This is a genomic window from Methanobrevibacter arboriphilus (assembly GCF_019669925.1).
In the GTDB taxonomy this organism is placed as follows: Archaea; Methanobacteriota; Methanobacteria; order Methanobacteriales; family Methanobacteriaceae; genus Methanobinarius; species Methanobinarius arboriphilus_A.
The window spans coordinates 1,668,684-1,694,037 of the sequence record NZ_AP019779.1; the positions used below are offsets into that span (position 1 = coordinate 1,668,684).

Annotated in this window: 27 protein-coding genes; 24 read left to right on the forward strand and 3 right to left on the reverse strand. The window is 27.6% G+C overall.

The features are described 5' to 3' along the window. Positions 1–74: 74 nt before the first annotated feature. The 16 genes from MarbSA_RS07315 to MarbSA_RS07390 all read left to right on the forward strand — a co-directional run bounded on the left by MarbSA_RS07315 (position 75) and on the right by MarbSA_RS07390 (position 12,540). Positions 75–2,480, forward strand: a complete 2,406-nt coding sequence (locus MarbSA_RS07315) for a phage tail protein (protein WP_221061290.1) — start codon at positions 75–77, stop codon at positions 2,478–2,480. Between the two features lie 4 nt (positions 2,481–2,484). Beyond that, positions 2,485–3,285 carry a hypothetical protein gene (locus tag MarbSA_RS07320; protein WP_221061291.1) on the forward strand — a complete coding sequence of 267 codons (801 nt, stop codon included), beginning with the start codon at positions 2,485–2,487 and terminating at the stop codon, positions 3,283–3,285. Then, positions 3,282–4,337: an XkdQ/YqbQ family protein gene (locus tag MarbSA_RS07325; RefSeq protein WP_221061292.1), complete on the forward strand. Its 1,056-nt coding sequence runs from the start codon at positions 3,282–3,284 to the stop codon at positions 4,335–4,337. The genes MarbSA_RS07320 and MarbSA_RS07325 overlap by 4 nt, the downstream gene beginning before the upstream one ends. Positions 4,338–4,342: 5 nt before the next feature. Continuing rightward, positions 4,343–5,365 carry a transglutaminase domain-containing protein gene (locus MarbSA_RS07330; RefSeq protein ID WP_221061293.1) on the forward strand — a complete coding sequence of 341 codons (1,023 nt, stop codon included), beginning with the start codon at positions 4,343–4,345 and terminating at the stop codon, positions 5,363–5,365. A 1-nt stretch (position 5,366) separates the two neighbouring features. Further along, positions 5,367–5,717, forward strand: coding sequence for a contractile injection system sheath initiator (locus MarbSA_RS07335; RefSeq protein ID WP_221061294.1), 351 nt, complete (start codon positions 5,367–5,369; stop codon positions 5,715–5,717). Continuing rightward, positions 5,714–6,808 carry a baseplate J/gp47 family protein gene (locus MarbSA_RS07340; protein WP_221061295.1) on the forward strand — a complete coding sequence of 365 codons (1,095 nt, stop codon included), beginning with the start codon at positions 5,714–5,716 and terminating at the stop codon, positions 6,806–6,808. The genes MarbSA_RS07335 and MarbSA_RS07340 overlap by 4 nt, the downstream gene beginning before the upstream one ends. Before the next feature lie 5 nt (positions 6,809–6,813). Beyond that, positions 6,814–7,377, forward strand: a complete 564-nt coding sequence (locus MarbSA_RS07345; protein WP_221061296.1) for a hypothetical protein — start codon at positions 6,814–6,816, stop codon at positions 7,375–7,377. Between the two features lie 68 nt (positions 7,378–7,445). Further along, positions 7,446–7,595: a hypothetical protein gene (locus MarbSA_RS07350; RefSeq protein WP_197272486.1), complete on the forward strand. Its 150-nt coding sequence runs from the start codon at positions 7,446–7,448 to the stop codon at positions 7,593–7,595. Then, positions 7,595–8,875 (forward strand): hypothetical protein, encoded by a 1,281-nt coding sequence (locus tag MarbSA_RS07355; RefSeq protein ID WP_221061297.1) that lies wholly within the window; start codon positions 7,595–7,597, stop codon positions 8,873–8,875. The genes MarbSA_RS07350 and MarbSA_RS07355 overlap by 1 nt, the downstream gene beginning before the upstream one ends. Positions 8,876–8,889: 14 nt before the next feature. Continuing rightward, positions 8,890–9,720, forward strand: coding sequence for a hypothetical protein (locus MarbSA_RS07360; protein ID WP_221061298.1), 831 nt, complete (start codon positions 8,890–8,892; stop codon positions 9,718–9,720). Positions 9,721–9,723: 3 nt separating this feature from the next. Beyond that, the gene (locus MarbSA_RS07365) at positions 9,724–9,984 is read left to right on the forward strand and encodes a hypothetical protein (RefSeq protein WP_054834521.1); all 261 of its coding nucleotides are present in this window, start codon (positions 9,724–9,726) and stop codon (positions 9,982–9,984) included. Then, complete coding sequence (locus MarbSA_RS07370; RefSeq protein WP_156314521.1) at positions 9,981–10,121, forward strand: hypothetical protein; 141 nt, start codon at positions 9,981–9,983, stop codon at positions 10,119–10,121. Before MarbSA_RS07365 ends, MarbSA_RS07370 begins: the two co-directional genes overlap by 4 nt. 3 nt (positions 10,122–10,124) lie before the next feature. After that, positions 10,125–10,415 (forward strand): hypothetical protein, encoded by a 291-nt coding sequence (locus MarbSA_RS07375; RefSeq protein ID WP_221061299.1) that lies wholly within the window; start codon positions 10,125–10,127, stop codon positions 10,413–10,415. Next, positions 10,408–11,121, forward strand: coding sequence for a hypothetical protein (locus MarbSA_RS07380; RefSeq protein ID WP_054834519.1), 714 nt, complete (start codon positions 10,408–10,410; stop codon positions 11,119–11,121). The genes MarbSA_RS07375 and MarbSA_RS07380 overlap by 8 nt, the downstream gene beginning before the upstream one ends. 109 nt (positions 11,122–11,230) lie before the next feature. Continuing rightward, positions 11,231–12,262 carry a hypothetical protein gene (locus tag MarbSA_RS07385; RefSeq protein ID WP_221061300.1) on the forward strand — a complete coding sequence of 344 codons (1,032 nt, stop codon included), beginning with the start codon at positions 11,231–11,233 and terminating at the stop codon, positions 12,260–12,262. A gap of 110 nt (positions 12,263–12,372) precedes the next feature. Next, the gene (locus MarbSA_RS07390) at positions 12,373–12,540 is read left to right on the forward strand and encodes a hypothetical protein (protein ID WP_221061301.1); all 168 of its coding nucleotides are present in this window, start codon (positions 12,373–12,375) and stop codon (positions 12,538–12,540) included. A 157-nt stretch (positions 12,541–12,697) separates the two neighbouring features. On the opposite strand, the gene MarbSA_RS07395 is transcribed toward MarbSA_RS07390, so the two are convergent. The 3 genes from MarbSA_RS07395 to MarbSA_RS07405 all read right to left on the reverse strand — a co-directional run bounded on the left by MarbSA_RS07395 (position 12,698) and on the right by MarbSA_RS07405 (position 17,155). Continuing rightward, positions 12,698–13,504: a hypothetical protein gene (locus MarbSA_RS07395; RefSeq protein ID WP_054834515.1), complete on the reverse strand. Its 807-nt coding sequence runs from the start codon at positions 13,502–13,504 to the stop codon at positions 12,698–12,700. A gap of 803 nt (positions 13,505–14,307) precedes the next feature. Beyond that, positions 14,308–15,597, reverse strand: coding sequence for a homoserine dehydrogenase (locus tag MarbSA_RS07400; RefSeq protein ID WP_221061302.1), 1,290 nt, complete (start codon positions 15,595–15,597; stop codon positions 14,308–14,310). Between the two features lie 418 nt (positions 15,598–16,015). After that, a complete protein-coding gene (locus tag MarbSA_RS07405; protein ID WP_221061303.1) occupies positions 16,016–17,155 on the reverse strand; it encodes a DNA polymerase subunit beta in 1,140 nt (379 codons plus the stop codon). Positions 17,156–17,601: 446 nt separating this feature from the next. On the opposite strand from MarbSA_RS07405, the gene MarbSA_RS07410 reads away from it, so the two are divergent. From MarbSA_RS07410 to MarbSA_RS07445, 8 genes are all read left to right on the forward strand, one after another. Then, positions 17,602–18,288 carry a DUF366 family protein gene (locus MarbSA_RS07410; protein WP_042702974.1) on the forward strand — a complete coding sequence of 229 codons (687 nt, stop codon included), beginning with the start codon at positions 17,602–17,604 and terminating at the stop codon, positions 18,286–18,288. A gap of 122 nt (positions 18,289–18,410) precedes the next feature. Then, the gene (locus MarbSA_RS07415; RefSeq protein ID WP_156314788.1) at positions 18,411–19,055 is read left to right on the forward strand and encodes a 6-pyruvoyl trahydropterin synthase family protein; all 645 of its coding nucleotides are present in this window, start codon (positions 18,411–18,413) and stop codon (positions 19,053–19,055) included. Next, entirely contained in the window at positions 19,015–19,755 is a 741-nt protein-coding gene (locus MarbSA_RS07420) for a 7-carboxy-7-deazaguanine synthase QueE (RefSeq protein WP_244987862.1), read from the forward strand. The genes MarbSA_RS07415 and MarbSA_RS07420 overlap by 41 nt, the downstream gene beginning before the upstream one ends. A gap of 644 nt (positions 19,756–20,399) precedes the next feature. After that, positions 20,400–21,347 (forward strand): CBS domain-containing protein, encoded by a 948-nt coding sequence (locus MarbSA_RS07425; RefSeq protein ID WP_042702977.1) that lies wholly within the window; start codon positions 20,400–20,402, stop codon positions 21,345–21,347. Positions 21,348–21,599: 252 nt separating this feature from the next. After that, complete coding sequence (locus tag MarbSA_RS07430) at positions 21,600–22,424, forward strand: CBS domain-containing protein (RefSeq protein ID WP_054835538.1); 825 nt, start codon at positions 21,600–21,602, stop codon at positions 22,422–22,424. 292 nt (positions 22,425–22,716) lie between these two features. Continuing rightward, positions 22,717–23,535 carry a prephenate dehydratase gene (gene pheA, locus MarbSA_RS07435; RefSeq protein ID WP_221062074.1) on the forward strand — a complete coding sequence of 273 codons (819 nt, stop codon included), beginning with the start codon at positions 22,717–22,719 and terminating at the stop codon, positions 23,533–23,535. A 271-nt stretch (positions 23,536–23,806) separates the two neighbouring features. Beyond that, a complete protein-coding gene (locus MarbSA_RS07440) occupies positions 23,807–24,484 on the forward strand; it encodes a hypothetical protein (RefSeq protein WP_221061304.1) in 678 nt (225 codons plus the stop codon). A gap of 32 nt (positions 24,485–24,516) precedes the next feature. After that, a complete protein-coding gene (locus tag MarbSA_RS07445) occupies positions 24,517–25,065 on the forward strand; it encodes a PsbP-related protein (RefSeq protein WP_054835628.1) in 549 nt (182 codons plus the stop codon). Positions 25,066–25,354 lie beyond the last annotated feature (289 nt).

The window sequence follows — 25,354 nt, forward strand, 5'->3', positions numbered from 1 at the left end:
CTTTTTTATTATTTTTATCTTATTTTATTATTAAAACTTTCTATTAAAAACACTACAAAGGAGCGACAGCTATCATGGCAGACGAGGAAATAACAATACGAATAAGCACTGAAGTCGATGATGAAAGTCTACAATCACTAAGAGCACAAATAGAAGAAATGAATGGAGCATCAATCAAACCAGAAATAGAAATTGACGAAGCAGCAGAAAAACTACAAGAATTACAAGCATTAGAAGACGAAATTCAAGACAGGATAATTAATCTTGACATGAATACAGACGGAGCAGACGAAAAAGTATCTGAATTGAACAATTTATTATTAGATGTTCAAAATGAACAATTTTTCATCGATGTTGATACTGGCGATGCTGCTGAAGAAATAGAAAGAATAAAAACAAGTTTAGACGAATTAGATGGGAGCGGAGCACAACAAACCGCTGAAGATGTTGAAGGGATAGGAGATGCTGCAGCAAATTCCAGCGCAGAATTAGATGACCTAACAACAGTATTAGGAGGAATAACAGCTATCGCTAGTGGTGCAACACTAGACTCATTTGCAACAAGTGCATCAGATGCTAAATTATCTACAATGGGATTATCACAAGCATTACAATTAAATGAAAGTAGTGCTACAATGGATGCTGTGAATGCTAAAGTAGGGGAATTTGCAAAAAGAACCACACTAGGAAAAGGTCAAATAAGAAGCATGTGGAGTCAATTTGGAGTAGGAGGAGTTAGAAGTCTTGACACATTATCAACACTAACTGAAGATGTTACAGCTTTCGCAACAATCACAGGTAAAGACATATCAACTGTAGGGCAAAGTTTAAGTAAAGCATTTATCAGTACAAGTCCAAACAGAGCTTTCCGTACCCTTGGAGTTAGTGTTCAAGATGTAGCTCAACAGGCGGGTATGACTGAAGAATCTTTCCTTAAAATGTGGGAAGCCGCCACCCCTGAAGAAAGAGTAGGGTACTTTGATGAATATATAAAAAAAAATTATGACGTTCAAGAAGTTAATGATAAATTAGCTAATAGTTATGTTACATTAAAACAGAATTTCGATGACACTATGGGTAAAATGGCAACTGCTATGGGCAATATTATATTACCTTTGATTACTCCTCCTTTACAGCAAATATCTAGTGCTCTTGAATGGGTGGCTAATGGGATAAGCACTATTCCTGGACCATTTAAAACTTTATTAGGAATTTTCATTGTAGGAGCTGGTGGTTTAGCTATACTTGCAGGAGGATTTACAGCATTATTAGGCGTGTTTGGTAAAGTAAATAATGCTTTTAGTAGTTTCAAAGGAGCTATGCATTTATGTGAAAATAATAAAACTAGTGCAGTTTGTTTTAATAGTTTAAGTGAGTCAATTAAGGCAAGAGTTAATAATATTAAACAGTCTTTTTTAAGAATGAAAAATAGTGCTAGTTCTATTTTTAGTAGTGTTATTAGTAAAGTTAATAGTTTTAAGACTGCTGTGACTGGTGCTTTATCTAGTGCAGGTAGTAAAATAGGTAGCTTTGCAACCACAGCAGGTAGTAAATTAAAAACATTAGGCACTGCTTTCCTTGATTCAGGTAGACAAGCATTAACCGCTGCAGGTAATTATGTTAAATCTGGCATAATGGCAGCAGGAAGTGCTATAAAAACAGGCATATTAACTGCCGCTACATGGTTACAAACAGCTGCACAAACAGCACTTAATTTTGTAATGAGTATTAACCCAATATTCCTTATTATTATGGCAATAGCTGCACTTGTTGCTATACTTGCTTACTTATATTTTAATAATGAAACTGTTAGGAATAGTATTAATGCTCTCGGTGCTGGTTTAATGTATGTAGGGCAATTAATTTATGGAACTCTTATAGCTGCATGGAATAATCTTGTAGCTAAACTCATTATTGTTAAGACTGCTATTATTGGTTTTGTATCTGCTGGTTTGGCTGCTTTAAGTAGTTTTCCTGGTCGAGTATGGACTATATTATTAGGGGTAATAGCAAGAGTAGGTAGTTGGGGAGCTAACCTCATAAGTAAGGGGCGTAGTACTGCTAGTAGTTTTGTAAATACTGTTGTTAAATTCTTCACTTCATTGCCTGGCAAGATTTATAATGCTATTAGTGGTGTTGCTGATAAAGTTAAAAGTGTTTTTGCTAATGCAGGTACTGCTGCTTGGACTGCGTTTGTAGCAGCATTAGATAGTGTTAGTGGCGGTTTAGCTAGTATAGCTATTAATGCTGTTACTGGCAGTGGAGGCAGTCCATGGGAGGTTACACATAATAATAATGGTGGTTACGCTGGTAGTCCTTTTGAAGAAACCTCACAAAATAATAATAATAACCAATCAGGGAGTAAGACTGGGAATACTTATGTTTTCAAAAGCTTGTATATGGATAAAGATTTCCCTAATCATGTTATAAATGTGATAGACCGTAGAGATGAATTAGAAAGGATGAGAACAGGAGTATAATATTATGGTTCAAGTTATAATAAGAAACATTAACATCAACCAAGTTGGTAAAACATATCAAGCGATAGAACTCATCCAAAACACTGGAGTGGATAGGAATAACACTCAAAATTATATTAGTGGGGAATTAACGACTGGTAAAACTTATCATAAATTTATGAGGGATAGTAGTGAGGTTATAAAATTTTCAACTATACTTACTAAAAAACAATTGTACGGTGAGGTGGTTGATTATCATAAGCTTTATTTAGAGCTTAAAAAGAATAGTAAAACTCAATCATTACCGGTTATTATTTTAAACGATGATATAGGATTAATTCCTACACGTGTTAATAATATGAAAGATTATGATGTTAAAAAGGTTAATGGATTAAGTTTCAATGGAGTTATAACAAGCCTAACATGGAAAGACAATGTTAATGGTGAGAGAGAGTATTCTTGGGAGATAGCAGAACAAGCAAACTTCACAACAACAATTAAAGATTTCCAAACTTTTAATTATAAAAAAGCAACCGTAAACAGTAATAAAAACAGTAAAACAAAGGCGATAGCAGTTATAAAATATTTGTATAAATGTGGAGTTTTTAAGGCAGATTGTAATAAAAGAGGCCGTAAATGTGTACGATGCCTACAAAGGCTCCTACAATCCGATGGTTACTATAAAAATTATATAGTAGATGGTCTTTGGTGTAAATACACTCAACAAGAATTTAAAAAATGGCAAAGAAAAAAAGCTAAAATCCGAGTAAGTGGAGTATGGGATAAAAATTGTAGAGCATACATTAAGAAAAGGTTTAAAATATGACTTCAAAGCTTTATACACGATACCAAGAACTCGACGAGGTTGATAAAAACAGTAATGAGTTCAAAGAAGTGCCAATATTCAATGATTGGAACATAAAACGTGACTGGAATAAAGCAGGAAGTCTAACATTCAAATCACCCACTTATCTAACCCCTGGAACACATGTAAAACTGGTAAGCACAGACCATAAAACTTTTGGAGGGCAAATAGTTAAGAAAACAGAAGACTCATCCGACTTTTATTCTTACGATTGCCTAGATTATAAAAAGTTTTTATTAACCAGTAAATCTTATTCTCCAGTAAATAAAACTAGTAGTCAAATATTAAAAGCATTAGTCGATACTTTCACTACTAATAAACAAATTTTAGAATTTAAAATAAGTAAAACCAAGAATGTTTTCCCAAGCTTAGTATTTCAAGATAAACCATTATTAGAAATTATAAGTAACCTATTAAGCCTTGAATACAAAAGAGGCACTCTTATTTATTTTGATGTTGATGAAAACGGAACTTTAACATGGAAACCATACCCACAAGAAATTAAAGGATACAGTTTAAGTATAGCTAATAAATACACCAATAGTCTTGATTATTCAGAGATTGCAACATCTTACAGTTTATTAGACCCTAACAACAGCACATTAAAAAGTTCTACTAATTGGGATTTATCAAATATTTGGGGAGTTATAAATTTAACAAAAACCCTAACGGCAAATAATACAACCACTAATGAAAGTAATAAATCAGATAAAGAAATAAGTAGAATAGTGCTTGATATTAACAAACAATTAAGAAACACTAGTTATAATAGCTGTGATTGTTTTTGCATGAGTGACCGTATATTTAATAAACTTAAAGCTCATCATGTTCCTTGTAAAATAATATCTTATTATTCCCCGTATGCTAGTAGTGGAACACACCGTACTGTCATGTATAAAAATAGTAAAGGGTGGAAAGATTTTAATTATAATGGATTTAGCACTATGTTGAAGCCAATGAGTGTACGGAAAAATCTTAAAGATCCTTTTGAAGGTAAAATTTATAATGGGTGATTATTTTGACAAGTTATAAAGGAAGTACTGTTCAAGCGGGGGTTCGTTGGGAATATGATAAAAAAACAATAACTGTTAGAATGGTTCCTGGTGGTTGGGATAGAGTAAAAAGAGGTTATAAATATATACTTTATAAAAAATCATGGGAAAATTATTGTCCTCACTGTAAAAAAGCAGGAATATTATACCCTCATGGAGCAAAAGGCAGAAAAACAGCAACAGAAGGAGAAATAACTTGTAAACAATGTGATAATGATTTCGATGGAGTAACAGGTTATAAAAAAATTTATGGTTCAAAATTACACTTAAAAAAAGCAAGTAGTAATAGTTCAACTAATGCTAAAACCGAAACAACCCAACAGGATAAAAAAGAAGCACTTACGGAACTTAAGAAAGATTATAAAGATAAAAGTAAACCTAAAAAAGATTTCAAACTAACCATACCTCCACTAAAAGGGATAAGTGAGGGTAAATATATTGAATTAAAACCACCCTTAGTTAAAAAAGCCAAAACATTCTTCATAGGGCAAATAGACACAAGCCCCATAGATATGACATTAACACTCTACGATAGATTGCCAGATGTTGGAACAGAATATTCTAATGGTGGAAGTACTAAGAGTGTTACGAGTAAAGGCGCAAATAGTACTATTGAAAAAAGGATAATGCTTAAAGGTAAGGAATTAGGAAGTATAACTGATATTTATAAATGGTTAAGAAAAGACGGGGGGAAAGGGGGTTTCCGTTATAAATATTATCTTAATCATGTAAAAGAAGAAAGTGTATACAATTTCGGACCAACCAGTGCTAAATATTGTTGGGAAAATAAAACCGCAAACTGTGTAGATTTTGCTTGGATATTTTATACAATGTGTCGTGGGGCAGGAATAAAAGTAAAGATTATTCAAGGAAAAGGATATTGGAAAAATGCAACTTATAGGCATTTTTGGAACGCATACAAAGGCAAAATTTATGATTGCAGTTCTTCAGCATGTCTAAAATATAAACAAACAAGAGTGGTGATATAAAATGGATTATGGTACAGATTTAAAGAGTGGTGGAAGTCTTGACAGTAGAGGGCAAATACCAATTGTGAGTGGTTTGGATAATCTCCGTCAAAGTATCCGTAATAGGCTCATGACATATAAGGGTACTTATTCATATATCAACGATTCGCTTGGTAGTGATTTAAGAGAATTCATAGGTGAAGACAATAACGAGATAACCCGAGCCTTAATTTGTTTAGAAATTGAAACAGTAACACTCGAAGACCCAAGGATTAGTAAATGTCAAGCATATTACGAAAATGGGGAATATAAATTACAGGTAACTCCTTTAACTGATGATGAGGAAGATTTTATAATTGAGGGGATATTTTGAACATAACAGAACAATCATTCACACAAGCAGATGGTGTTGAAAGAAAATTAACAGACATAGTACAAGAAATTATGGACCGTGTGAGTAACAGTTACCTTAGTGGTTTATCAACGGTTAATGACTGGTCAGAGAATGGTGAGAACTTTAAACAAGCTGTTAATCAAGGATTGATACAATATGACCTTGAGGTTTTAATAGACCTTGTTAAACAAGCTAATTTTATTAAAAGTGCTGAGGGTGATGCACTTGATGATATTGGGGAAAGAAAAGGGGTGTACCGTGAAGAGGGGTCATTCGCAACAGGAACCGTTAATTTAACATTAACCCCCATACCTACAAGCAATATAACAATCTACAATGGTACAGAGGTAAGTACAGAGGATAGTATAATATTCATATTAAAAGAAGACATAACCTTCAACACAGGAACAGGCACTATAACAGCTGATGTAATCTGTGATGAACACGGAGTAATAGGTAATGTTAAAGCAGGAACTATAAACACAATAATAACAGACTTACCATACAATTTAACCGTTACTAACCCATATGATTTCACAACAGGGGTGGATGAAGAAACCGATGATGATTACCGTGAAAGAATAAGAAACAGTTCATCTCCAGGTACTAGTTTATGGTTTGAAGAAACAGCTAAAACACTTGTAACTGATGCATTATACAATCTTACAGATTATCAACATGGAACACTTGTTTATAAACCAACAAGTGGAGTAACAACTGAAGATTTAATACAATTATTCAGTAAAAAAGAGAATAGTATTGTTAATCATGAATTAACCATAAGTGAGGCTGAGAGCTGTGCGGTTATTGATGAAACAATGAGCATAACCATTTATATGAGAGCTAATTTTAGTTTTGAAACAGCATTAGAACAAATAATAATCAACATTAATAATTATATTGATAAATTACCATTAGGAGGGGTTTTTAACCCTGATTGTTTACGATTTTACTGTGAAACAGTCGAAGGAGTAGGATATGCAAGTTTAACAGGATTCGAAACTGTTGATTTAACCAATACCGAATATGCCATTATAAATGGAGATTTACAAATAAACCAAGGAGATTGATTATAATGGCTTATGATGGCTCATCATTTTTTGGGGACATTATTTGTGACAATTACCCTGAAGATTATAATATGATGAACCCACCTAATGATATGGGTTGGTTTTTTTATAATCTTGAAGGAAAAAGTTTTGATTTTGTTGAAGAACTTCTTAGTCAATTATCATTAGATTTAAGTCCTGTAAGATGTTCAGATAGTTACCTTCATTTGTATGGTGAAGATTTGAAGTTGAAAAAAGACCCTACTTGGAGTTATAGTGAATATAGAGCGTTAATTTTGATAAGGTATTATAATATTATGACTCTTAGGGGATTAGAAACTGTTCTTAATAAATTGTATATTGATGTTCTTGATGACAGTACAGGATATATAACCTGTGATTACACAGTTGTAGGATTCAGAGTTAGTGATGAAAACACACTTAATGAGCTAATTAGTGATGAAACCACAACAAATGACCTTTTAACAGACACAGTCGGAACAATAGTGCATATAAATGTACCTAATGGTGTTGAAACAGATATTATTGAATTTTTAAGGGATTATCTGCCTTATGAGGTAACATTATGATAGATTATGAAAGATTAAGACAAGGAATAGAAGACACAACACTAATACCCATAGATACGGAACGATTGTTGAGCAGTGCAACCGAAGAAGGAGAGTTTATTAAAACAAGTATCAAAGGAGTAGTAACGATGATTTTCAATAAAGACTATGAATGTGTAGAATGTTATGGAGAAACAATAACAGAACAACCGCCAAATATGGAATGTGAGGAATTATAATGGTTTATGATGAAAACGATGCTTATAGTAGAGCGAATGACCCAATTTATGATAAGAATTTGAATAGTAGTATAGCCGTTGGTGGAGTGTTAGAAATGATACTTAACACCCAAATACCATCAGGCTTTAGCACTGGGCTTTTTAATGGTACTGAAACACCACAAAGGACTAAATTTTTAAATGTGAATCTTGTTAATAATACTGCGACTAATAATGGTGATGAGCTTGTTGGGGCTAATGGTAATGCTTTCACACTTGATTGTACGGTGTTTTTAACTAATTTTAAAAGTTGGAATAAAATAACCTTTGAGGGAACAGGATTATCCAATATTGGTCTGGTGTTGAAAGATGAAAATAACACTACAATACGGAGCATTACTAATGGTGAGGATTTAACTAGTTATATTATTGATAAAACACGGTTGAAGATTGTTGTTAGTTTTACTGGTGCTTGTACTATTACTAATATCATATTGGGAGTTAATACTAAGAAGTATGATAATAATAACCTTATTAATTTACCTACACAACAAATAATAGGCTTAGAAGACTGGAAAACAGGAGTAGAAGAAGACCTAGAAACTGTTAGTATTGGCACGTCAAACATTCAAAATGGTAGTGTTACTAATGATAAAATCGCAAGTAATGCGGTAACAACAGCAAAAATATCAGATAGTAATGTTACTACAAGTAAATTAGCAGATAATGCAGTGACAACACCTAAAATAACAGACAATAATATAACAACAAGTAAAATAAATGATAAATCAGTAACCACTAGTAAAATAAATGATAATGCAGTGACAAACACACAACTAGCAAATAATAGTGTAAATAGTTCAAACATTATAGATGGAAGCATAGTAAATGCAGACATAAACGATAATGCACTAATAGCACTATCAAAAATAGCAACAGACAATTTAACATTAGTAGGATCTGGTTCATGGGTAGATAATCCCACACACCCAATGGGTGATTTTACTGTAAAACAATACATGTTTAATAATCTTAATGTAATGTTAACAGTTGTAACCTTCCGTGGAAGGGAACCTACTCAATTAGATTTTAAAGAATCATATAGTAATGTTTTACCAATCGCTCCTAAAACTGTTTTAGCTTGTTGGGGCGAAAATAAAAGAGGTACAGTTGATAGTGGTTTAGTTGATACTAATTGTAGTTGGAGCGTATATAAAGGTAGTAAAAATGTTACTTTTATTTATTATCAAGGATCTCTTCGTATTTTAAGCTGGGATTTTTTCATGTTAAGTATACAATAAAAAGGGGTTTTACTATGAATATTAAAGGTATTGTATTAGCTAAAAGAGATAATCAATACGATGTGCGATTAGAAAACACCACACGGAATATAATCACTTATGTTGAGAATACGACTGGATTAGAATTAGAAATAGGAGATATTGTAATAGTAACCTACACTGACTATAACGACCCTCCTATTATTACGAATGTTTATGATAAAACGATTAGTGGTGATGGTGAAGATGGACGTAGTATATTGTCTGTTGATAAGGTTGAAAGTGATGGTCTTGTTGATATTTACCGTATAACTTATAGTAAAGAGCCTGTTTATTCTTATTTTCAGGTTAAAAATGGTGAAGACGGAACAGATGGAGATAATGGGGTTAGTATAACAAGTGTAAGTAAAATAAGCACCGTTGGATTGGTAGATACATACCGTATTAGTTTTAGTAACAGTACACACACAGATTTCACAGTTACAAATGGGGCTGATGGTGCTACCGAAACAGGTAGTAGTATATTAAGTAAACTTTCAAACGTGGATGGGGCAGGGTCTGGATTAGATGCTGACTTGTTAGATGGGCATAATAGTGATTATTTCGCAACAGCCTCGAGTGTGAGTAGTATTCCTGTTATTAATATTGGTAGTTTCACTATTTCTTCTGTTACTGCGAATACTGCTGGGACTGTGGATATTACTCCTCCTAGTGGTGCTAGTAGTAGTAAGTTTGTGTTTTTCACTAAAGGGGGTAATGGTGCTTATTATATTCAATATCAACAGTTGAATGGTTCTAATTGGACTATAAGGTATCGTTTTGAGTCTACTGGAACTAATATAGTGGTTTATTATGCGTGGTGGTAATTTATGTTGGTTGGTTATGAATTAAACAGTAGTTTGCAGGTTGTTTGTTGGTATTTTGATTTAGAAGATTTAGAAGTGTCTACTATTGAAGTAGCTGATGATTTTATTGAAACATTAGAAAACAAACAATATAAAATAATAAACAATAAATTAGTCCGTGATATTAGTAAAGAAACAGTATTAAATCGTATTATGGAATTAGAAACACAACAAGAACCTTTAACTGATGAGGAGTATTTGGAAAGGTTGGAGAATGATGCATGACAGACAGATTAAAACAGATACGAAAAAGATTAAGCGAATTAGCTTTTTTAAGGTTTTTAGATGATAACGAAGAGTATTATTTTGAACAATTAAGGTTAGAGAAAGAATACATGGAAATCAAAAACAAAGAGGGTTAAAAAATGAACAAAATAGAACAATTAATAAATTATATAAAACAAAATCCAAGAAAAATATTAGAAAACATAACAGGTTATTTAACTATTATTATAGCAATACTGGGGTATATTGGTGCTTATGGAGCAGGATATGGATTAAACGCTGAGGTTGTAGGTGGGGTTATAGCTTTGAGTGCTATGTTGAATCGTATACTTACAATATTGCGGGTGGATTTCCTTAAAGATGAGATAAGAGATTTGGAAACAGAAAAAGAGTCTGATGAAGATTATGAGGAGTGTTTATATTATGGCTGATTTATCAAATAAAGAACTTTTAATAACTTATGGTAATTACCAAGACATGATACGAAGAACAAGAGCTTACCGTAAAGGTAATGGTAAAAACCCTACTAATGTTTATTTAAATAGTTCCAAGAAGGATTATATAAGTTATAAACAGTTAAAAGATATGTATAAAAGGGTTAAACAGTATAAAAAGGATAAACCTAAAAAAGTATTAAATAATGTTTGGATAAAAAAACCCAAAAACACAGTTAATGTTTTAACTCCTAAATATAATAATCCAACAGTTAATATTAAAGGTAAAAAATACATTCCTAAGAATTTCACAGAGTTTTATAACTTGATGGGTGGTTTTGGATATTCTTACTATTATAATGATATTTACACATTATCCCAAGAGATTAAAAATTTAACCATTGGTAAAGCAATGAATTGCACTGACTTTGCACAATTAGGTGTATATATAGCTTCACAATTTAAAAAAGACAATAAATCCATTTATCAAACAAGATACAGACACGTAAATTGTAAATCAGGTTCAGGACATACCCAATTTGAAATAAAAGGTGGAGAATTTAATAAATGGACTATTGTAGATATAAGTGCTAAAGCTGATAAAAACAGTAAAGTTTATCCAATTGGTACTGGTTGGTGTTTAAACGGAACTGTTAGAGGATATAACGAAAGTTGGGTTTTATCAGATGATGGTAAAAGTTAAACTTTAATTCCTTTTTTTTATTTTACATTTTTGAGTATTTTTATTTTACATTTTTGTGATTATTTTTGAAACATTATTATTTTTTATAAAACATGGAGCATAAAACACTATGAACATTGTAAAAAGCGGATTTGTAAATGGCAAACAAAGATACAGTATCATTAATGATGGAGACATAATTAAATCCTCATATGATAAACACAAACTACAAGATTACCTTAATCCTCCAATAGAACCAGTATGCGAAGAAATAACAGAAGAAACACAAATATTAGATTTAGACAACATAGAAGATGATACATTAATAACATATAAAGGAACTGTAAATAATGGAATTAAAAGAATAGATGAATTTAAAATAATTAAAAATACCTCAGATGTATTAGAAGTTTATTTACCAAAAGATGAAAAATTATCTATATTTCCAGTAGGGGACTTACATATAGGTTCGCCACAATTTAATAAAGAATGGTTAGATTATTGGTTTGATATAATAGCTAAATGTAAAAATTATGTTGTGGTTTATCTTATGGGTGATATTTTTGAAGTAGCTAGTAAAAAAGTTGGAGATAGCTCATTTAGACAAAAATATGATGTTAATGACCAAGAACATATATTTAAAAAAAAAGTAAATAATCTTAAAAAAAGATTAGGATATAACCCGTTTAGAGCATCTGTTAGTGGAAATCATGATAAAAGATTATTAGAACTGGATTATAGTTTAAATAGGTCAATGAGTGAAGATTTAGATATTCTAAAATATGGGCATAAAATATATGATACAATTATAGTTAATGGAAAAACACTAAAAATACATTTATACCATGGAAAACACACAAATAAAGAACAGCATTTAAGACAAGGGGCATTTATAAGAGATACAAATAAAAAATCAGCTGACTTATTTTTAGAAGGACATAATCATGATACTGATGTATTTAGTACTTATATAACTGGAGACGGTGTAAATTACCGCAGATTCTTTGGTTTTACTGGTTCTGCATTGGATTATAAAGATGGTTATGCTGATGAAAAAGATTTAATAGAAATACCTAAAGGGTTTATAGAGTATGAAATATACCCGAATGGTGGGTTAAACGGTAAAGAGTATCATAGTGATTTAATTGATTGGGAAAAGTGATAAAAATGAATATTGCTGAAAACCTTAAAATTGCACTACTAGACCAATACGAAGACAATACCCTTTTAACCAAATGTTACCTAACCATTCATTTACTTGAAGGACTGGTCTTGCAAAACCTATACTACCTATCTGAAGACAAGGAAACAGTAACTTGCTATCATGATACGGGTGTTAATCATGAAATAAAACTAATACAAAAAAATAAAATAATATTGGTTGAACCTCAATATGAGAATGTTGAAGTTAAAAAAGAAACAGACATGATGATAAGCTAAAAAAAGTTTATTTGTTATGTCTTCTTTTTTATTCCCAATACTGTAATAATTATTAAGTTTTTATTATTAAAAATATCATGTTCAACAAAAACCACCATAAAAACAATAATGTTTAATTATTTATATATAAACTTCTACACTATTTTTATTAATACATTCAATTAAAAAAGTATGTCAAAACAAGAGTTAAATTATACATAACTAGCTTATCTTGCATTAGATAACTATACATGGCTGTTGGAAAGAATAATTCTGCTATTTGGCTTCCATCTTTTTGATTTAATAAGATAGCTTTTTTTGTTTTTAAAGATAGTATTTTTAAATTATAATAAATTTCTGTTTTTAAATTCATCTTAATTTCTTGTATTCTATCTATTCTTTCAATTTCTTCTTCTATTGTTCTGATATCATAATTTTCTTTTAAATTTTTACTAGACTTATTAATAGAATTATTATTGGGCTTATTATTAGAAATATCATTAATACTATCAGTAGAATTATTATTAAAATTATTATTATCACTATTAGTAGTATTATTAGTAGAATTATTATTAGGATTATTATTAAAACTATTAATATTATTGGTAGAATCATTATTAGAATTATTTAAATTTTTAGTGTATTTTTTGCTTTTTAATTTATCTAAACTTGTTTCTTCTTTATCATTGTTCAAATCATTATTAAATTTGTATATATTATTTTTTTCTTCTATTTTTACTAATGTAGACAAAGAATTTTCTATATGTTCTTCTATATTTTTATTTAAATTTTCTTCTATCTCTTCTAATTCCATTTCCTTTGTTATTTTTTTTAAATTTCTTTGAAATAAATCATTTACATCAATTCTTAGTTCTTTCATTGTTTTATGTAGAAGAATGTCTTTTGATTCTTCACCGAATGTTTTTTCAAGATATAGTTTCATTGGGCAAAACATATAACTTTTTATTGAAGATATACTGATCATTTTAATCTCTCTTTTTTAATTATATATATTAAAGTAATTTTTTAGTAAGTAGAAATTAATAAGCAAAAATTAGCTAGTAAAAATTAAATAATTATTACTCAACTACTATTATATTACTTAACTAATAGTATTACTATAAATTATTATTTTATTACTTTTTAGATAAATATTTAATCTTTTTTTAAGCTAAATATGACTATAAACTTCAAAAATTTCCTTATTTTTATTATAATTATAAAAATGAATGATTTTTATGGGATTGATTGAAATTAAAATGTTTAAATTAAATATATTTAAAATTAAAATTTTTATAAAAGTTAAAAATATTATTAAAAATAAAATGATATTAAAATAAGCATTATTTAAAATAATTATTAATTTTTATAATTATTAAAAATTAAAGATTTCTTAATTTTATAAAAATAAAAAATTTTTATAATTATAATAAAATTAATTATAATAAAAATTAGGACAAAAATTAATAAAAACAGAAATTCAATAAAAAAAATGGAAATATTATAGAAATAATATTAAAAATACTAATAATATTAGTAAAAATGCTAATAGAAATACTAATCTTAATATCAAAAGAATATTAAATAGAATAAAATAAAAAATAGAATAAAATAGGGGTTAAACTTAGAATAGAAATATATAATAATTTGTAGAAATATTAAATAGAATATTAAGTATAATGTTAACTAGAATATTATTTAGAATATTAAATAAAAATCAAATAGATAATAATTTAAATAAATAATAATTATAAAAAGAGAAAGTAAAGGAAAAAGTAAAAAACATTATTATTCTAATATTCTAATTAATTTACTTTCTTCTTCAACTTCTTTTAATTCATTTATTTTTTGAATAGCTTGTTGAATATTTTTCTCTTCAGTTTCATGTGTAACGATTATTATGGGAACTGATTCACTATCTATATTTGTTTTTTGTGTTATTGATTCAATACTTATATCATTTTTATTCAATGTTCCAGTAATTGTTTGGAGAACTCCTGGTTCATCAACTGCAGTTAGGCTAATATAATACTTTGATATAATATCATCTATATTTTTCATTGATTTAACTTGAGATTCTACTGGACCATAGCTAATTCTTTTATTTTCATTAAATATAATGTCAAGACAATCACCAACAACAGCACTTGCTGTTGCCATCCTTCCAGCTCCTTGACCATATAACATAACAGGCCCTACGAAATCACCTATTAAATATATTGCATTAAAAACATCATTAACTGATGCTAGTAGATGATCATTTTTAATAAAAGTAGGATGAACTCTAATCTCTAACCCATCATTAGTTTGTTTAGCTATTCCTAATAACTTTATCACATAATCTAATTCATTTTTAGCAAACTCTATATCTTCAGGAGTTATTTTTGTAATTCCTTCAACATGGAATTTTTCTTGAGGAACATACTCTCCAAAACCAAGTTTTGTAAGCACAATCAATTTCTGAGCAGTATCATGGCCTTCTATATCAAATGTAGGATCAGCTTCAGCATAACCTTTGTCTTGAGCTTCTTTTAAAACATCTTCAAATTTTAATCCTTCTTCACTCATTTTTGTTAGAATATAGTTAGCTGTACCATTCATAATTCCATAAATAGCTTCAAAGCGGTTCGCAGATAAACATTCATTCAAAGGTTGAAGAACTGGTATTCCTCCTCCAACACTAGCTTCAAATGAGAACCGAACATTATTTTTATCAGCATTACTTATTAGTTCTTCCCAATGTTTAGCTATAAGTGCTTTATTTGCAGAAACAACATGTTTTCCATTTTCCATAGCTTTTAAAACAAATGTTTTTGCTGGTTCATACCCTCCAACAAGTTCAATAACAATATCAATATCATCATTTTCCAAAACATCATTAACATCGGTAGTTAAAATACTTTCATCTATTTTAACCCCTCTATCAGTTGTAATATCTAAATCTGCAACTTTCTTAAGATTAACTGGTTTTCCACATTTTTTAGAAAGAATATCTTGATTCTTATTGAATATTTCTACTACTCCAGCACCTATTGTACCAAAACCAATAAGTCCTATGTTTATTTCACTTTTACTCATTAGATCTCCTCAAGTATAATATTTAATATTGTATTTACTATTGATTATCTTTAATTTTCTAATTTATTCTTAAATTATTAAATTCTTATAAATATTAAATCCTTATAAATTATTAGCTTTAAATTTTTATAAATTATTAATTTTAAATTTTTATAAATTTTAATTTTAATATTTAATTATTATTTATAGTTCTATATTTATTTCTTATATAATTCTATATTAATTCTTTATTATTTATAATTATGATTTGGAGTATATTTTTGTTAAATGATTTTGTTAAAATACTTATTTATTTAAAATACTTAGCTATTTAAAATGCCTATCTTTTATTTAACAATATTCTTTTTAATTTTTAAAAATTTTTCAAGGAATATTTTTCAGAGAATATTTTTAAGGAATAATCTCATGGAATTTTATTTTAAGGGATATTTTTTAATTTTATGTATTCATTTATAGATTCTCTTGTTGTTCCAACAATCAATCTATAACTTTCTTCTTTATTTTGACCTTTTCCTTTTAAAACACGTTCAACCTTTCCTTTTGCTATTATCTTTTCATTTTCAATAGCTTGTCCTGCATATGTATGAGTAAATGAAGAAATCTCATTCACTTTGTTAATTAATTTTTCATTCCCCTTATCAACTTTTAATACTTTTAAATCTTTAACTTTGTATGTAGCAGGATTATCAAATGATGCAATTGCATTTTCAACAACAGTTTCTACTTTAGCTATTCCAACTGGCTCATATCGAGTGTCTCCCCATTCACCTTCTATTTCGTCCCAATTACGAGTAGCTAAAATATCAAATAATGTTCCTTCGATTATTCCTCTGTTATTTTTACGATCTTCATACCAGCAAAATTCTTCTTTTGTTAAACTAGAATCTTTCATTCTTTTATTGTAAACTTTTTCCCAATACTCATCTTTTATAGGACTAAGAGTTATTTTTTTTATTTCACTTTTTTTATTTGTTTTGAATTTTTTGTTCTCATTATTAATTACTTCAATTTTATTAATTTCAACTTCTTTGCCTTTAAATTTTTTAAATGTTTCCATAGCTTTTCTGTGGTTTTCAAGACCATAAACCACAAAGTCGATGTCTGAAACAGTGTCTTTTTGAAGTTTTGGAAGAATAGAACCTGATATTCCAAGATTTTTATAATTTATTCCTGCTTTATAATGAAAAAAGTCAGCTATCTTTAATAATTTATCTATTAATTGATTATTTGAAGATCTCTCTTTTTCATCATTCATTATTTCACTTAATCTTTCTTCGGGTTTTATAATTTCTTGGACTTTGTTTTTTGGAACACCCATCATTTCCACTTGACTAATATCACAAAAATACAAATATTCTGGATGATTTTTTCTTAAATAATCATAAGCTTCTTCTGATGTGACTTTTGAATATTTTTTCCCATTTTTTGTGCGGTCTCCATTTTCATTAGGGATATATCTTAAAAATGAAATAAATCTATCCTCTGGATGAATATAATTTGTAGATGCAAAGAAAAGATCATCTTTAGTATAAATGAAATCTCTAGTTCTAACTTTCATGAATATTCCCCCTTTTTTAAATTTTATTATCCTTAAAGTTTTTTAATTTATTATAACGATTATAGGAATTTAATAGAGTATAAAAATAATATTTATTATAATAACAAATAATTATATTGAGAATAAATATAATTATTAGAATTTTTATATTTTAGAATTTTTATATTTTGATAATAATTTTTATTTTGATAGTCATTTTGATAATATAATTATATTTTTATAATTATGTTTTTATAGTATAATTTAATAGTATAATTATAATAATAGCTAAATTCATATACTATTTCATACTTTATTAAAATTACTAATTTTATTAAAAAGTTATAGATAATATTATTAAAAAGTTATAGAATTATTAAAAACTCATAGAAATTTAAAAATTTTATTAAGAAAATAATGAAAATTTTAGTTATAAAAATTCTAATTAGAATATATGTGGAATTTGCATGTTAATTACTCATAAACATCTTGAAGAAAGCATTGAATATGATGGGAGTCAAATAGAAGCTTCTTGGGCTTTTAAATCATTTGGAATAAAAGGTTCGAGTATAATAACTTGGATTGGATCTATGAATATCACTCCCGATAATTTAAAAGATTTTGAAGATATCGGCTTAGAAATAAAGTCAGATAAAATTATTAATATTATTGTAGAACACTTTGACGAGCAACCTGCTAACTTGAGAATTGCTTATATGCGTCAAAGATTATTAGTTGTTATATTAAAGGATATGTTGTCTAAAATGGGAATTGAATCTATTCGTAAAGGAGATGATATTTATATTGTTTCTAAAGATAAATCCAAATCCAAAAGTAAATCCTCAGATATATTATCTAATACTGTTTATAAAAAACTTACAGTTTCAATAGCTACAATATCTCAAAGTTCTATGAAAATCCATTTAGGAATAAATATAACTCGTGAAGGAACTCCTGAGGATGTTGAAACAATTGGAATACTTGAATTATTTGAAGATATCAACTTAAATAATGTTAATTTAAATAAAATTAACCTAAATAATTCTAATTTGAATAATATTAATCTAATTGATTTTATAAATAACATTGTTAAAAATTATATTGATGAATTGAATGATATTGAATTAGACATAAGCAAAACTAATTTACTTTAATATTTAATAAGTTTTTTGATAATTATATGTTTTATGATTTGTTTTATGTTTTAATTTTTTATTTTTGTTTTTAGTTAATAATTTATTAATTATTATATATTATAATAAATGGAGTAAAGATTATGAAAATTATGATTAATGGAATTAATGCAGGTTTAAGATTTTCATCTGCTCATATTATCCCTGCCCATGCTTCTTGTGGGTTTATTCATGGACATTCTTATTTTGTAGATGTAGAAATTGAAGGTAATAGATCTGGAGACTATGATTTTGTGGTTGATTTCAAAGATGTGAAAAATGCTGTAAGATCTATATGCAAAAAATTAGATCATCGAGTTTTAATTCCAATTAATAATAAAAATATGAAATTTAAGGGGATAAATCATTTTGAAGAATTAGATTCAGATGAAAAAGAAGAATCAGAAGATTATCCAGATGAAGATTTAAATAAATCTGCAGATTCGGAAGAATATAAAGATTCAGATAAATCTGAAGATTCAGACAAATCATCGGATTCAGATGAATTATCTGTTCTTGATTTCTGCAATAAAGATTATGTGGAATTTATTATTAAAAATAAGGAGTATAAGTTCCCAATGGAAGACTGTGTCCTTTTACCATTAAAACACAGTTCTGCTGAAGAATTATCACAATATTTTGCAAATATTATATTTGAAGACTTAAAAGAGAAAGGCTATGAAATTGATTCTGTATCTGTATGTGTAAATGAAGGAATTGGTCAAGGAGCTTTCTGTAGAAAGGAATGATTTAATGAAAGCACCTATAGTAGAAATTTTCTCAAGTTTTCAAGGAGAAGGATTATGGATTGGCAAAAGACAGATATTTGTCCGTTTTGCTGGATGTAATCTAAATTGTAACTACTGTGACACTAAGGATAGTCAAAATGTTAATAATGGAATCTTAAAGTCTGTTGAAGAAGTAGTTAAGAAAATTAAAGAATTAAAAACTCCAGATTTGCATTCTATTTCATTTACTGGAGGTGAACCTTTATTATATTTTGATTTTATCAATGAAATAATCAGTCAAATTGATTTTAAAATTATGATTGAAACTAATGGTACATTGCCTGATTTTTTATCTAAAATTAACAATTTAAACTGTGTATCGTTGGATTTAAAGCTTCCAGAACATTTTAATATGGATTGGAATGAGGAAATATTTAATAATGAAGTTCTTTCAATAAAATCATTGATAGCTAATAAAAAAAACTTTTATTGTAAAATTGTAGTATCTCCTTCAACTAGTTTAAATACTATAAAAGGATTGGGGGAAAAAATCCATAAAATATTTCCAAATGATAAATTTTTCATTGTAATTCAACCAGAAAGCCCTATAAAGCAGTGGAAAAATAAATCTCATGTTTTTTTTAAGTTTTCAGAGTCTCTTGGTGAATATTTTAATGTTTTTGTTATTCCTCAAACACATAAAATTCTTAATATTGAATGAGTTTAAAATATAATAATATTAATTTAAAATATAGTAATACCATTTATAAAATATATTATTTATAATATATACTATTAGAATAGATAATATTTAGAATATATTGATACTTATTTGGGATGTTTTAGTATCGATAATATTGTAGTATAGATTTGTGTTATGATTATTCTTAATCAATTTATTATAAAAATTTTATTAGCTTTTTATTATGGATTATTTTATTTTTTATTATTATCTTTATTTTAGCCTTTATTATTCTTCTATTATTTTTTTATTTTATTTTTTATTATTTTGTTTATAATGAGTTGTATTATAGAATATTATAAATTGCCTTATTATTATTGATTATTTTGTCATTATTGACTGTTTTATTATATATTATCCAATTATTTCATATAAAATTGTATGATTTTTAGAAATATTTGGATTTTTTTAAATCTTGATTATATTTATTTAATATTATTATACTTATTGATAAAATTTGTTGATATTATTTATAAAATTGAAAATTAAACAAAAAATATTTATGATTAATCACAGATATATATAACCTAGATAACAAACAACAGAAGTTAAAAAATCTCTTAGTAATATAAACTTTTATTTTAAGTTATCTAATTTTGAGTTATGTCTATAGAGGTGTAGAAATGAAAGACAAAAGTGCCATAAACTTAAGAAAATCTATGGAAAGAGGATCTATAGAAAATGAAACCAGAGTTTCAGAACATGTTGGTGACATAATGACATTAGCTAAAAAAGAAGTCATATCTGTTCCTCCAACTACTAGTATAATAGAAGTCGCTGAAGTTATGGTAAAACAAAAATTCAGAAGAATTCCAATTACAGATCCTGGATCTCAAAAACTTTTAGGAATAGTAACTGCTATGGATATTTTAAATTTCTTAGGAGGGGGAGATAAATTTAATATAGTTGAAGAAAAGTATAAAGATAACTTTTTAAGAGCTATAAATGAGTCTGTAAGGGAAATAATGACTCGTGATGTTATCTCAATGACAAACAAAGATTCAATCAATGATTGTATTAATTTAATGTTAGAGAAAGATGTAGGTGCTCTCCCAATTTCAGATGAAAATGAAAAATTAGTAGGTATTATAACTGAAAGAGATTTTGTTTTGGCTATGGCAGGTGTTTTGACTGAAGAACTAGTTGAAGATTTTATGAGTAATAATGTTATTACAACTACTCCTGGTACACCAATTGAAAGTGCTTCTAAAATAATGGTTAGAAATAAACTAAGAAGAATTCCAATTTTAGCAAAAGCTATAGAAGATACTGCTGTACATAATGAAAAAGAAAGTTTAGAAGGTATTATAACTTCTAGTGATGTTTTAAAATTTTTAGGAGATAATGAATTATTTAGTAAAATGGAATCTAACAGTGCTCTTGGAGTTTTAGAAACTAAAATCTCTGAGATAATGGAGGATGAAGTTATTACCGTTGAACCATTAACTCGTTTAGGAGATTTGTGCGAAATATTAAGAGAAAAAGATATTGGTGGGGTTCCTGTTGTTAAAAATGGAGAGCTTTTAGGTATTATAACTGAGAGTGACATCTTAAAGGCGATTAAAAGGTAATTAATAAATTATAATTAATAATAGACTTTGTTCATTATTGATAAACGTTTGATATAAACCTTATTTGGTTATAGATTTATAATTAATAAAAAAGGTTTATATTCTATTTTAAAATGTATTGTTGTGAAATTTAATATAATAAAATAGATATATTATTTAAAATTTGCAAATTATGCAAATTTTATCTTATGTATAGATTTTAGAACATGGATTTAATATTTTTATAAAGTTTCGTATGCTTTGGTGATAAATATGCAAGTAAAAAACTTAATGTCTGAGGAGTTAGTAACTATTGATAAAGATCAAAATATTTGTGATGCTCTTAGACTAATGAAAAAACACAAAATATCAAGACTTCCTGTCACTAATCAAAATGAGAATAATGAAAAAGAGTTAGTAGGAATTATTGCAGAAAAAGATATTGCTACAAAATTAGGATCTTCAAAATATGGTAATTTAGCTCCTTCTCATTTTCATGTTTCTACAGTAATGGTTAAAGATGTTGTCACTGTAGAAGATGATATGGATATTAATAAAACTGCTAAAATGATTCTTGAAAAGAATATTGGTGCAGTTCCTGTTATTTCTAATGGTGATCTAGTAGGAATAATTACTAAATCTGATTTTATAGATATTTGTAAAGGGAAAGCATATGAAAAAATATTAGCTACTGAGATAATGAGTAGTGAATTAATATCAGTCTCTTCTCAAGATAGGTTAATTCATGCAAGAAGGGTTATAATGGATTCTAACATTGGAAGACTTTTAATAAATGAAAATAATGAGCTTGCAGGCATATTAACCTCTAAAGATATAGCTAGAGCTTTAACTTCATTTAGAAAACATGTTCCAGATAAATATAAACAAGCACAAATAAAAAATATATTAGTTGAAGAGGTTATGTCTCCTAATGTCAATAGGATAATTTCAGATGCTAGTGTATCTGATGTTGCTAATGCTATGTTAGAAACTGGATATAATGGATATCCAATTGTGAATGAAGAAGATCAAGTTATTGGTATTGTTACTCAATCTGATTTACTTGGGTTAATTGTTGATTTAGAACTAGGAAGATAATTAACTAGTTCTTTTTTATTTTTTCTTTAGCTCTTCTTTTCATTTCTTATTTTTATTCTTGTTTGGCATTTTAATTGATTTTTATTTATATGTTCTAGCTATAATTTTAAAAATTTAACTTATATTAACTTATATTAGGTTAGATTAATAGATAACTTTGATTAGATTATTCTGAAGTAATTTAAATAGCTTTAAATAGTTTTAAATAGGTTGTAAGTTTAAAATAATTTATTAAGGAGTTTTTAATATAGATACGAAATTAAATTCAAATAATACTCAAAAAAAATCTAAAATTGCTTTTTTAGGCCCTAAAGGAACTTTTTCTCATGAAGCTGCATCTATTTTAGAAGGTGAATTAGTTTCTTATTGTTCTATTCCTTCTGTTATGAGTTCTGTTGTTACTGGTGAATGTTGTAAAGGGATAGTACCTATTGAAAATTCTATTGAAGGTCCAGTTGGTTTAACATTAGATCTTTTAGCTCATAAAATTAATCTTAATATTGAAGGAGAATTGATTATTCCAATCAATCATAATCTTCTTGTTGATGAAGATAATTATGATAATATTATTGATATAAATACTATAAAAGACGTATACTCTCATTCACAAGCATTGGCTCAGTGTCAAAATTATCTAGAAAACCATAATATGAAAACTCATTTTACTTTAAGTACTGCTGCAGCTGCTAAGTCTATAAAAGGTAAAATTGGTGTGGGGGCTATTGGAACATTAAAAGCTGCAGAATTATATGGTTTAAAAGCGATCGATAAAAATATTCAAGATATAAAAAATAATCAAACGAGATTTATTGTACTTTCTAAAGATCAAACTGAAATCTCAGGTAATGATAAAACTTCAATTTTATTTTCTCTTTTTGATGATAATCCTGGTGGTCTTCATGATATTTTAGGAATTTTTGCAAAGAACAATATTAACCTTACTAAGATCGAATCTCGCCCATCTAAAGAAGGACTTGGTAAATATATATTCTTCGTTGATTTTGAAGGTCATAAAAATGAAGATATTGTTGAAAATATTTTAAATACTATTGAAGAAAAAGTATCTTATTTAAAAATATTGGGTTCATATCCAAAAGTAAATTTTGGATAAATTATAAATAAACTAGTTTACATATAATTATTTCATATAATTAAAAGTTTAAATTATTATATAAAATTTGTTATAAAAATGTATATTTATTATAAATATATATCTTGATTTTATTATAAATATATATTAATAAAAATATATATTAACAAAATAAATATTAAATGTGTTATATTAAAATAGTAAATTAAATAAGACACTAATGTATTATAATAATAATTAATATAAATAAGTTAAATTTTAAATATTATTTTTAGAAAAAAAGCCTTATGAGGTGGTTAATATTAATCAAGATAAACAAAAGCTTTTACTGATTATGCAAGAGCTTAAAAAAGATTATGAGGCAGGAAATATTTCTGAAGATAAATATAAATATTTATCTAATGAATATTCTAATAGAATAGCTAATTTAGATGCTACAAATAGAATAAGGTCTATGCAAGGTAGAAAAAGTGATGAAAAACTTAAATCTCATTCTGTTCAAAGAAGTATGGCTGAAGCTAGTAAAAAAGAAGATCAAGATCTTATTAACAAATATGTAGTAAAATCAAAAGAAGATAAAAATATAAAAGAAAATGTTCCGGTTTCTAATAAAGGGAAATATGCTATTTTAGCTGTTGTATGTTTAATCGGAGCTTTTCTAGTTGGAATAAGCTTTGGGTTGTTCACTACTCCTCAAACAGCCATTCCTGCTGCTTCTGTTATGGTTGATGATACTGCATTTCCTGATTTTTTAGCTAATGCTACAAACATTACTTCTGATAATAGTAACATTCAAACTACTACTGATGTATCTGTTGATACTAACTCTTCTAGTGATGGGTCTGATTCTGGAGATTCTAATGATGATTCAGATAATGGAAGCAATGGTAAGGATGATGGGGACAATAGTGATTCTGGAGATTCTGGCGGTGGAAATTCTGATAATTCTGAATCTAAAACTTCTAATTAATCTATAACACCAAAGAACTAATGGGTGAATTAATGAAAAAATATATTTTAGGTATCATACTTGTAATAGCTGTTATTTTTGTATCTGGTTGTATCACTTCCTCTAGTGATAATTCTGGTGTTAATGGAACAGAACCTCCTAAAACTATGGCTAAAAATGGTGTTTTGATTAAATATCCTGGATCTTGGGTTGTAGCACAATCTGATGTAAATAATTCTATAATGGCTGTTGCGGATCCTAAATTTAAAGATTCTGTAACTGGATTTAGTAGTGTTAATGTTAATATTCAGAAAAAAGAGCTTCCTTCATCTTTAGATACCTATTTCAACCAAACATACTCTAAATTATTTTCAAACTCGAGTTACACTCCAGTTGCTATAGGAAACACGTCTATTGGCTCATATAATGCATTAGAAGCTGTTTACACTCAAGAAGGCAATGGGTCAGTAAAACAACATAGAGCGATTTGGATAGAAAATAATGGCGAAGTTTTTGTTATTTTGTGTACAGCTCCTCAGGAAGATTTCCAAAATCAAATTAAAAACTTTGATTTTATATTAAATAACTTTAGAATAACTTAAAAGATTTAAGATAGCTTAAAAACTCACAATTATAGTTTAAATTTATTATATTTTTAACTTTAATTTTTTAAATTTTAGTTTTTAAATTTAGTCTTTGATCTTTAATTTTAATATTTAACTTTGATCTTTAGATAAACTTGATCTTTAGATTTAATCTTTAATTTTAATATTTAACTTTGGTCTTTAGATAAACTTGATCTTTAGATTTAATATTTGAAATTGATCTTTAAACTTAATTTTTAGATTTAATTATTTTTAATAATTGATATCTTTCAACAAATTAATCATA

Excerpts from the sequence above, each read along its gene's own strand:
- MarbSA_RS07315 (WP_221061290.1), top strand. The coding sequence starts at position 75 with ATGGCAGACGAGGAAATAACAATACGAATAAGCACTGAAGTCGATGAT.
- MarbSA_RS07320 (WP_221061291.1), top strand. The coding sequence starts at position 2,485 with ATGGTTCAAGTTATAATAAGAAACATTAACATCAACCAAGTTGGTAAA.
- MarbSA_RS07325 (WP_221061292.1), top strand. The coding sequence starts at position 3,282 with ATGACTTCAAAGCTTTATACACGATACCAAGAACTCGACGAGGTTGAT.
- MarbSA_RS07335 (WP_221061294.1), top strand. The coding sequence starts at position 5,367 with ATGGATTATGGTACAGATTTAAAGAGTGGTGGAAGTCTTGACAGTAGA.
- MarbSA_RS07345 (WP_221061296.1), top strand. The coding sequence starts at position 6,814 with ATGGCTTATGATGGCTCATCATTTTTTGGGGACATTATTTGTGACAAT.
- MarbSA_RS07355 (WP_221061297.1), top strand. The coding sequence starts at position 7,595 with ATGGTTTATGATGAAAACGATGCTTATAGTAGAGCGAATGACCCAATT.
- MarbSA_RS07360 (WP_221061298.1), top strand. The coding sequence starts at position 8,890 with ATGAATATTAAAGGTATTGTATTAGCTAAAAGAGATAATCAATACGAT.
- MarbSA_RS07365 (WP_054834521.1), top strand. The coding sequence starts at position 9,724 with ATGTTGGTTGGTTATGAATTAAACAGTAGTTTGCAGGTTGTTTGTTGG.
- MarbSA_RS07370 (WP_156314521.1), top strand. The coding sequence starts at position 9,981 with ATGACAGACAGATTAAAACAGATACGAAAAAGATTAAGCGAATTAGCT.
- MarbSA_RS07375 (WP_221061299.1), top strand. The coding sequence starts at position 10,125 with ATGAACAAAATAGAACAATTAATAAATTATATAAAACAAAATCCAAGA.
- MarbSA_RS07380 (WP_054834519.1), top strand. The coding sequence starts at position 10,408 with ATGGCTGATTTATCAAATAAAGAACTTTTAATAACTTATGGTAATTAC.
- MarbSA_RS07385 (WP_221061300.1), top strand. The coding sequence starts at position 11,231 with ATGAACATTGTAAAAAGCGGATTTGTAAATGGCAAACAAAGATACAGT.
- MarbSA_RS07395 (WP_054834515.1), bottom strand. The coding sequence starts at position 13,504 with ATGATCAGTATATCTTCAATAAAAAGTTATATGTTTTGCCCAATGAAA.
- MarbSA_RS07400 (WP_221061302.1), bottom strand. The coding sequence starts at position 15,597 with ATGAGTAAAAGTGAAATAAACATAGGACTTATTGGTTTTGGTACAATA.
- MarbSA_RS07405 (WP_221061303.1), bottom strand. The coding sequence starts at position 17,155 with ATGAAAGTTAGAACTAGAGATTTCATTTATACTAAAGATGATCTTTTC.
- MarbSA_RS07410 (WP_042702974.1), top strand. The coding sequence starts at position 17,602 with ATGTTAATTACTCATAAACATCTTGAAGAAAGCATTGAATATGATGGG.
- MarbSA_RS07415 (WP_156314788.1), top strand. The coding sequence starts at position 18,411 with ATGAAAATTATGATTAATGGAATTAATGCAGGTTTAAGATTTTCATCT.
- MarbSA_RS07420 (WP_244987862.1), top strand. The coding sequence starts at position 19,015 with ATGAAGGAATTGGTCAAGGAGCTTTCTGTAGAAAGGAATGATTTAATG.
- MarbSA_RS07425 (WP_042702977.1), top strand. The coding sequence starts at position 20,400 with ATGAAAGACAAAAGTGCCATAAACTTAAGAAAATCTATGGAAAGAGGA.
- MarbSA_RS07430 (WP_054835538.1), top strand. The coding sequence starts at position 21,600 with ATGCAAGTAAAAAACTTAATGTCTGAGGAGTTAGTAACTATTGATAAA.
- MarbSA_RS07445 (WP_054835628.1), top strand. The coding sequence starts at position 24,517 with ATGAAAAAATATATTTTAGGTATCATACTTGTAATAGCTGTTATTTTT.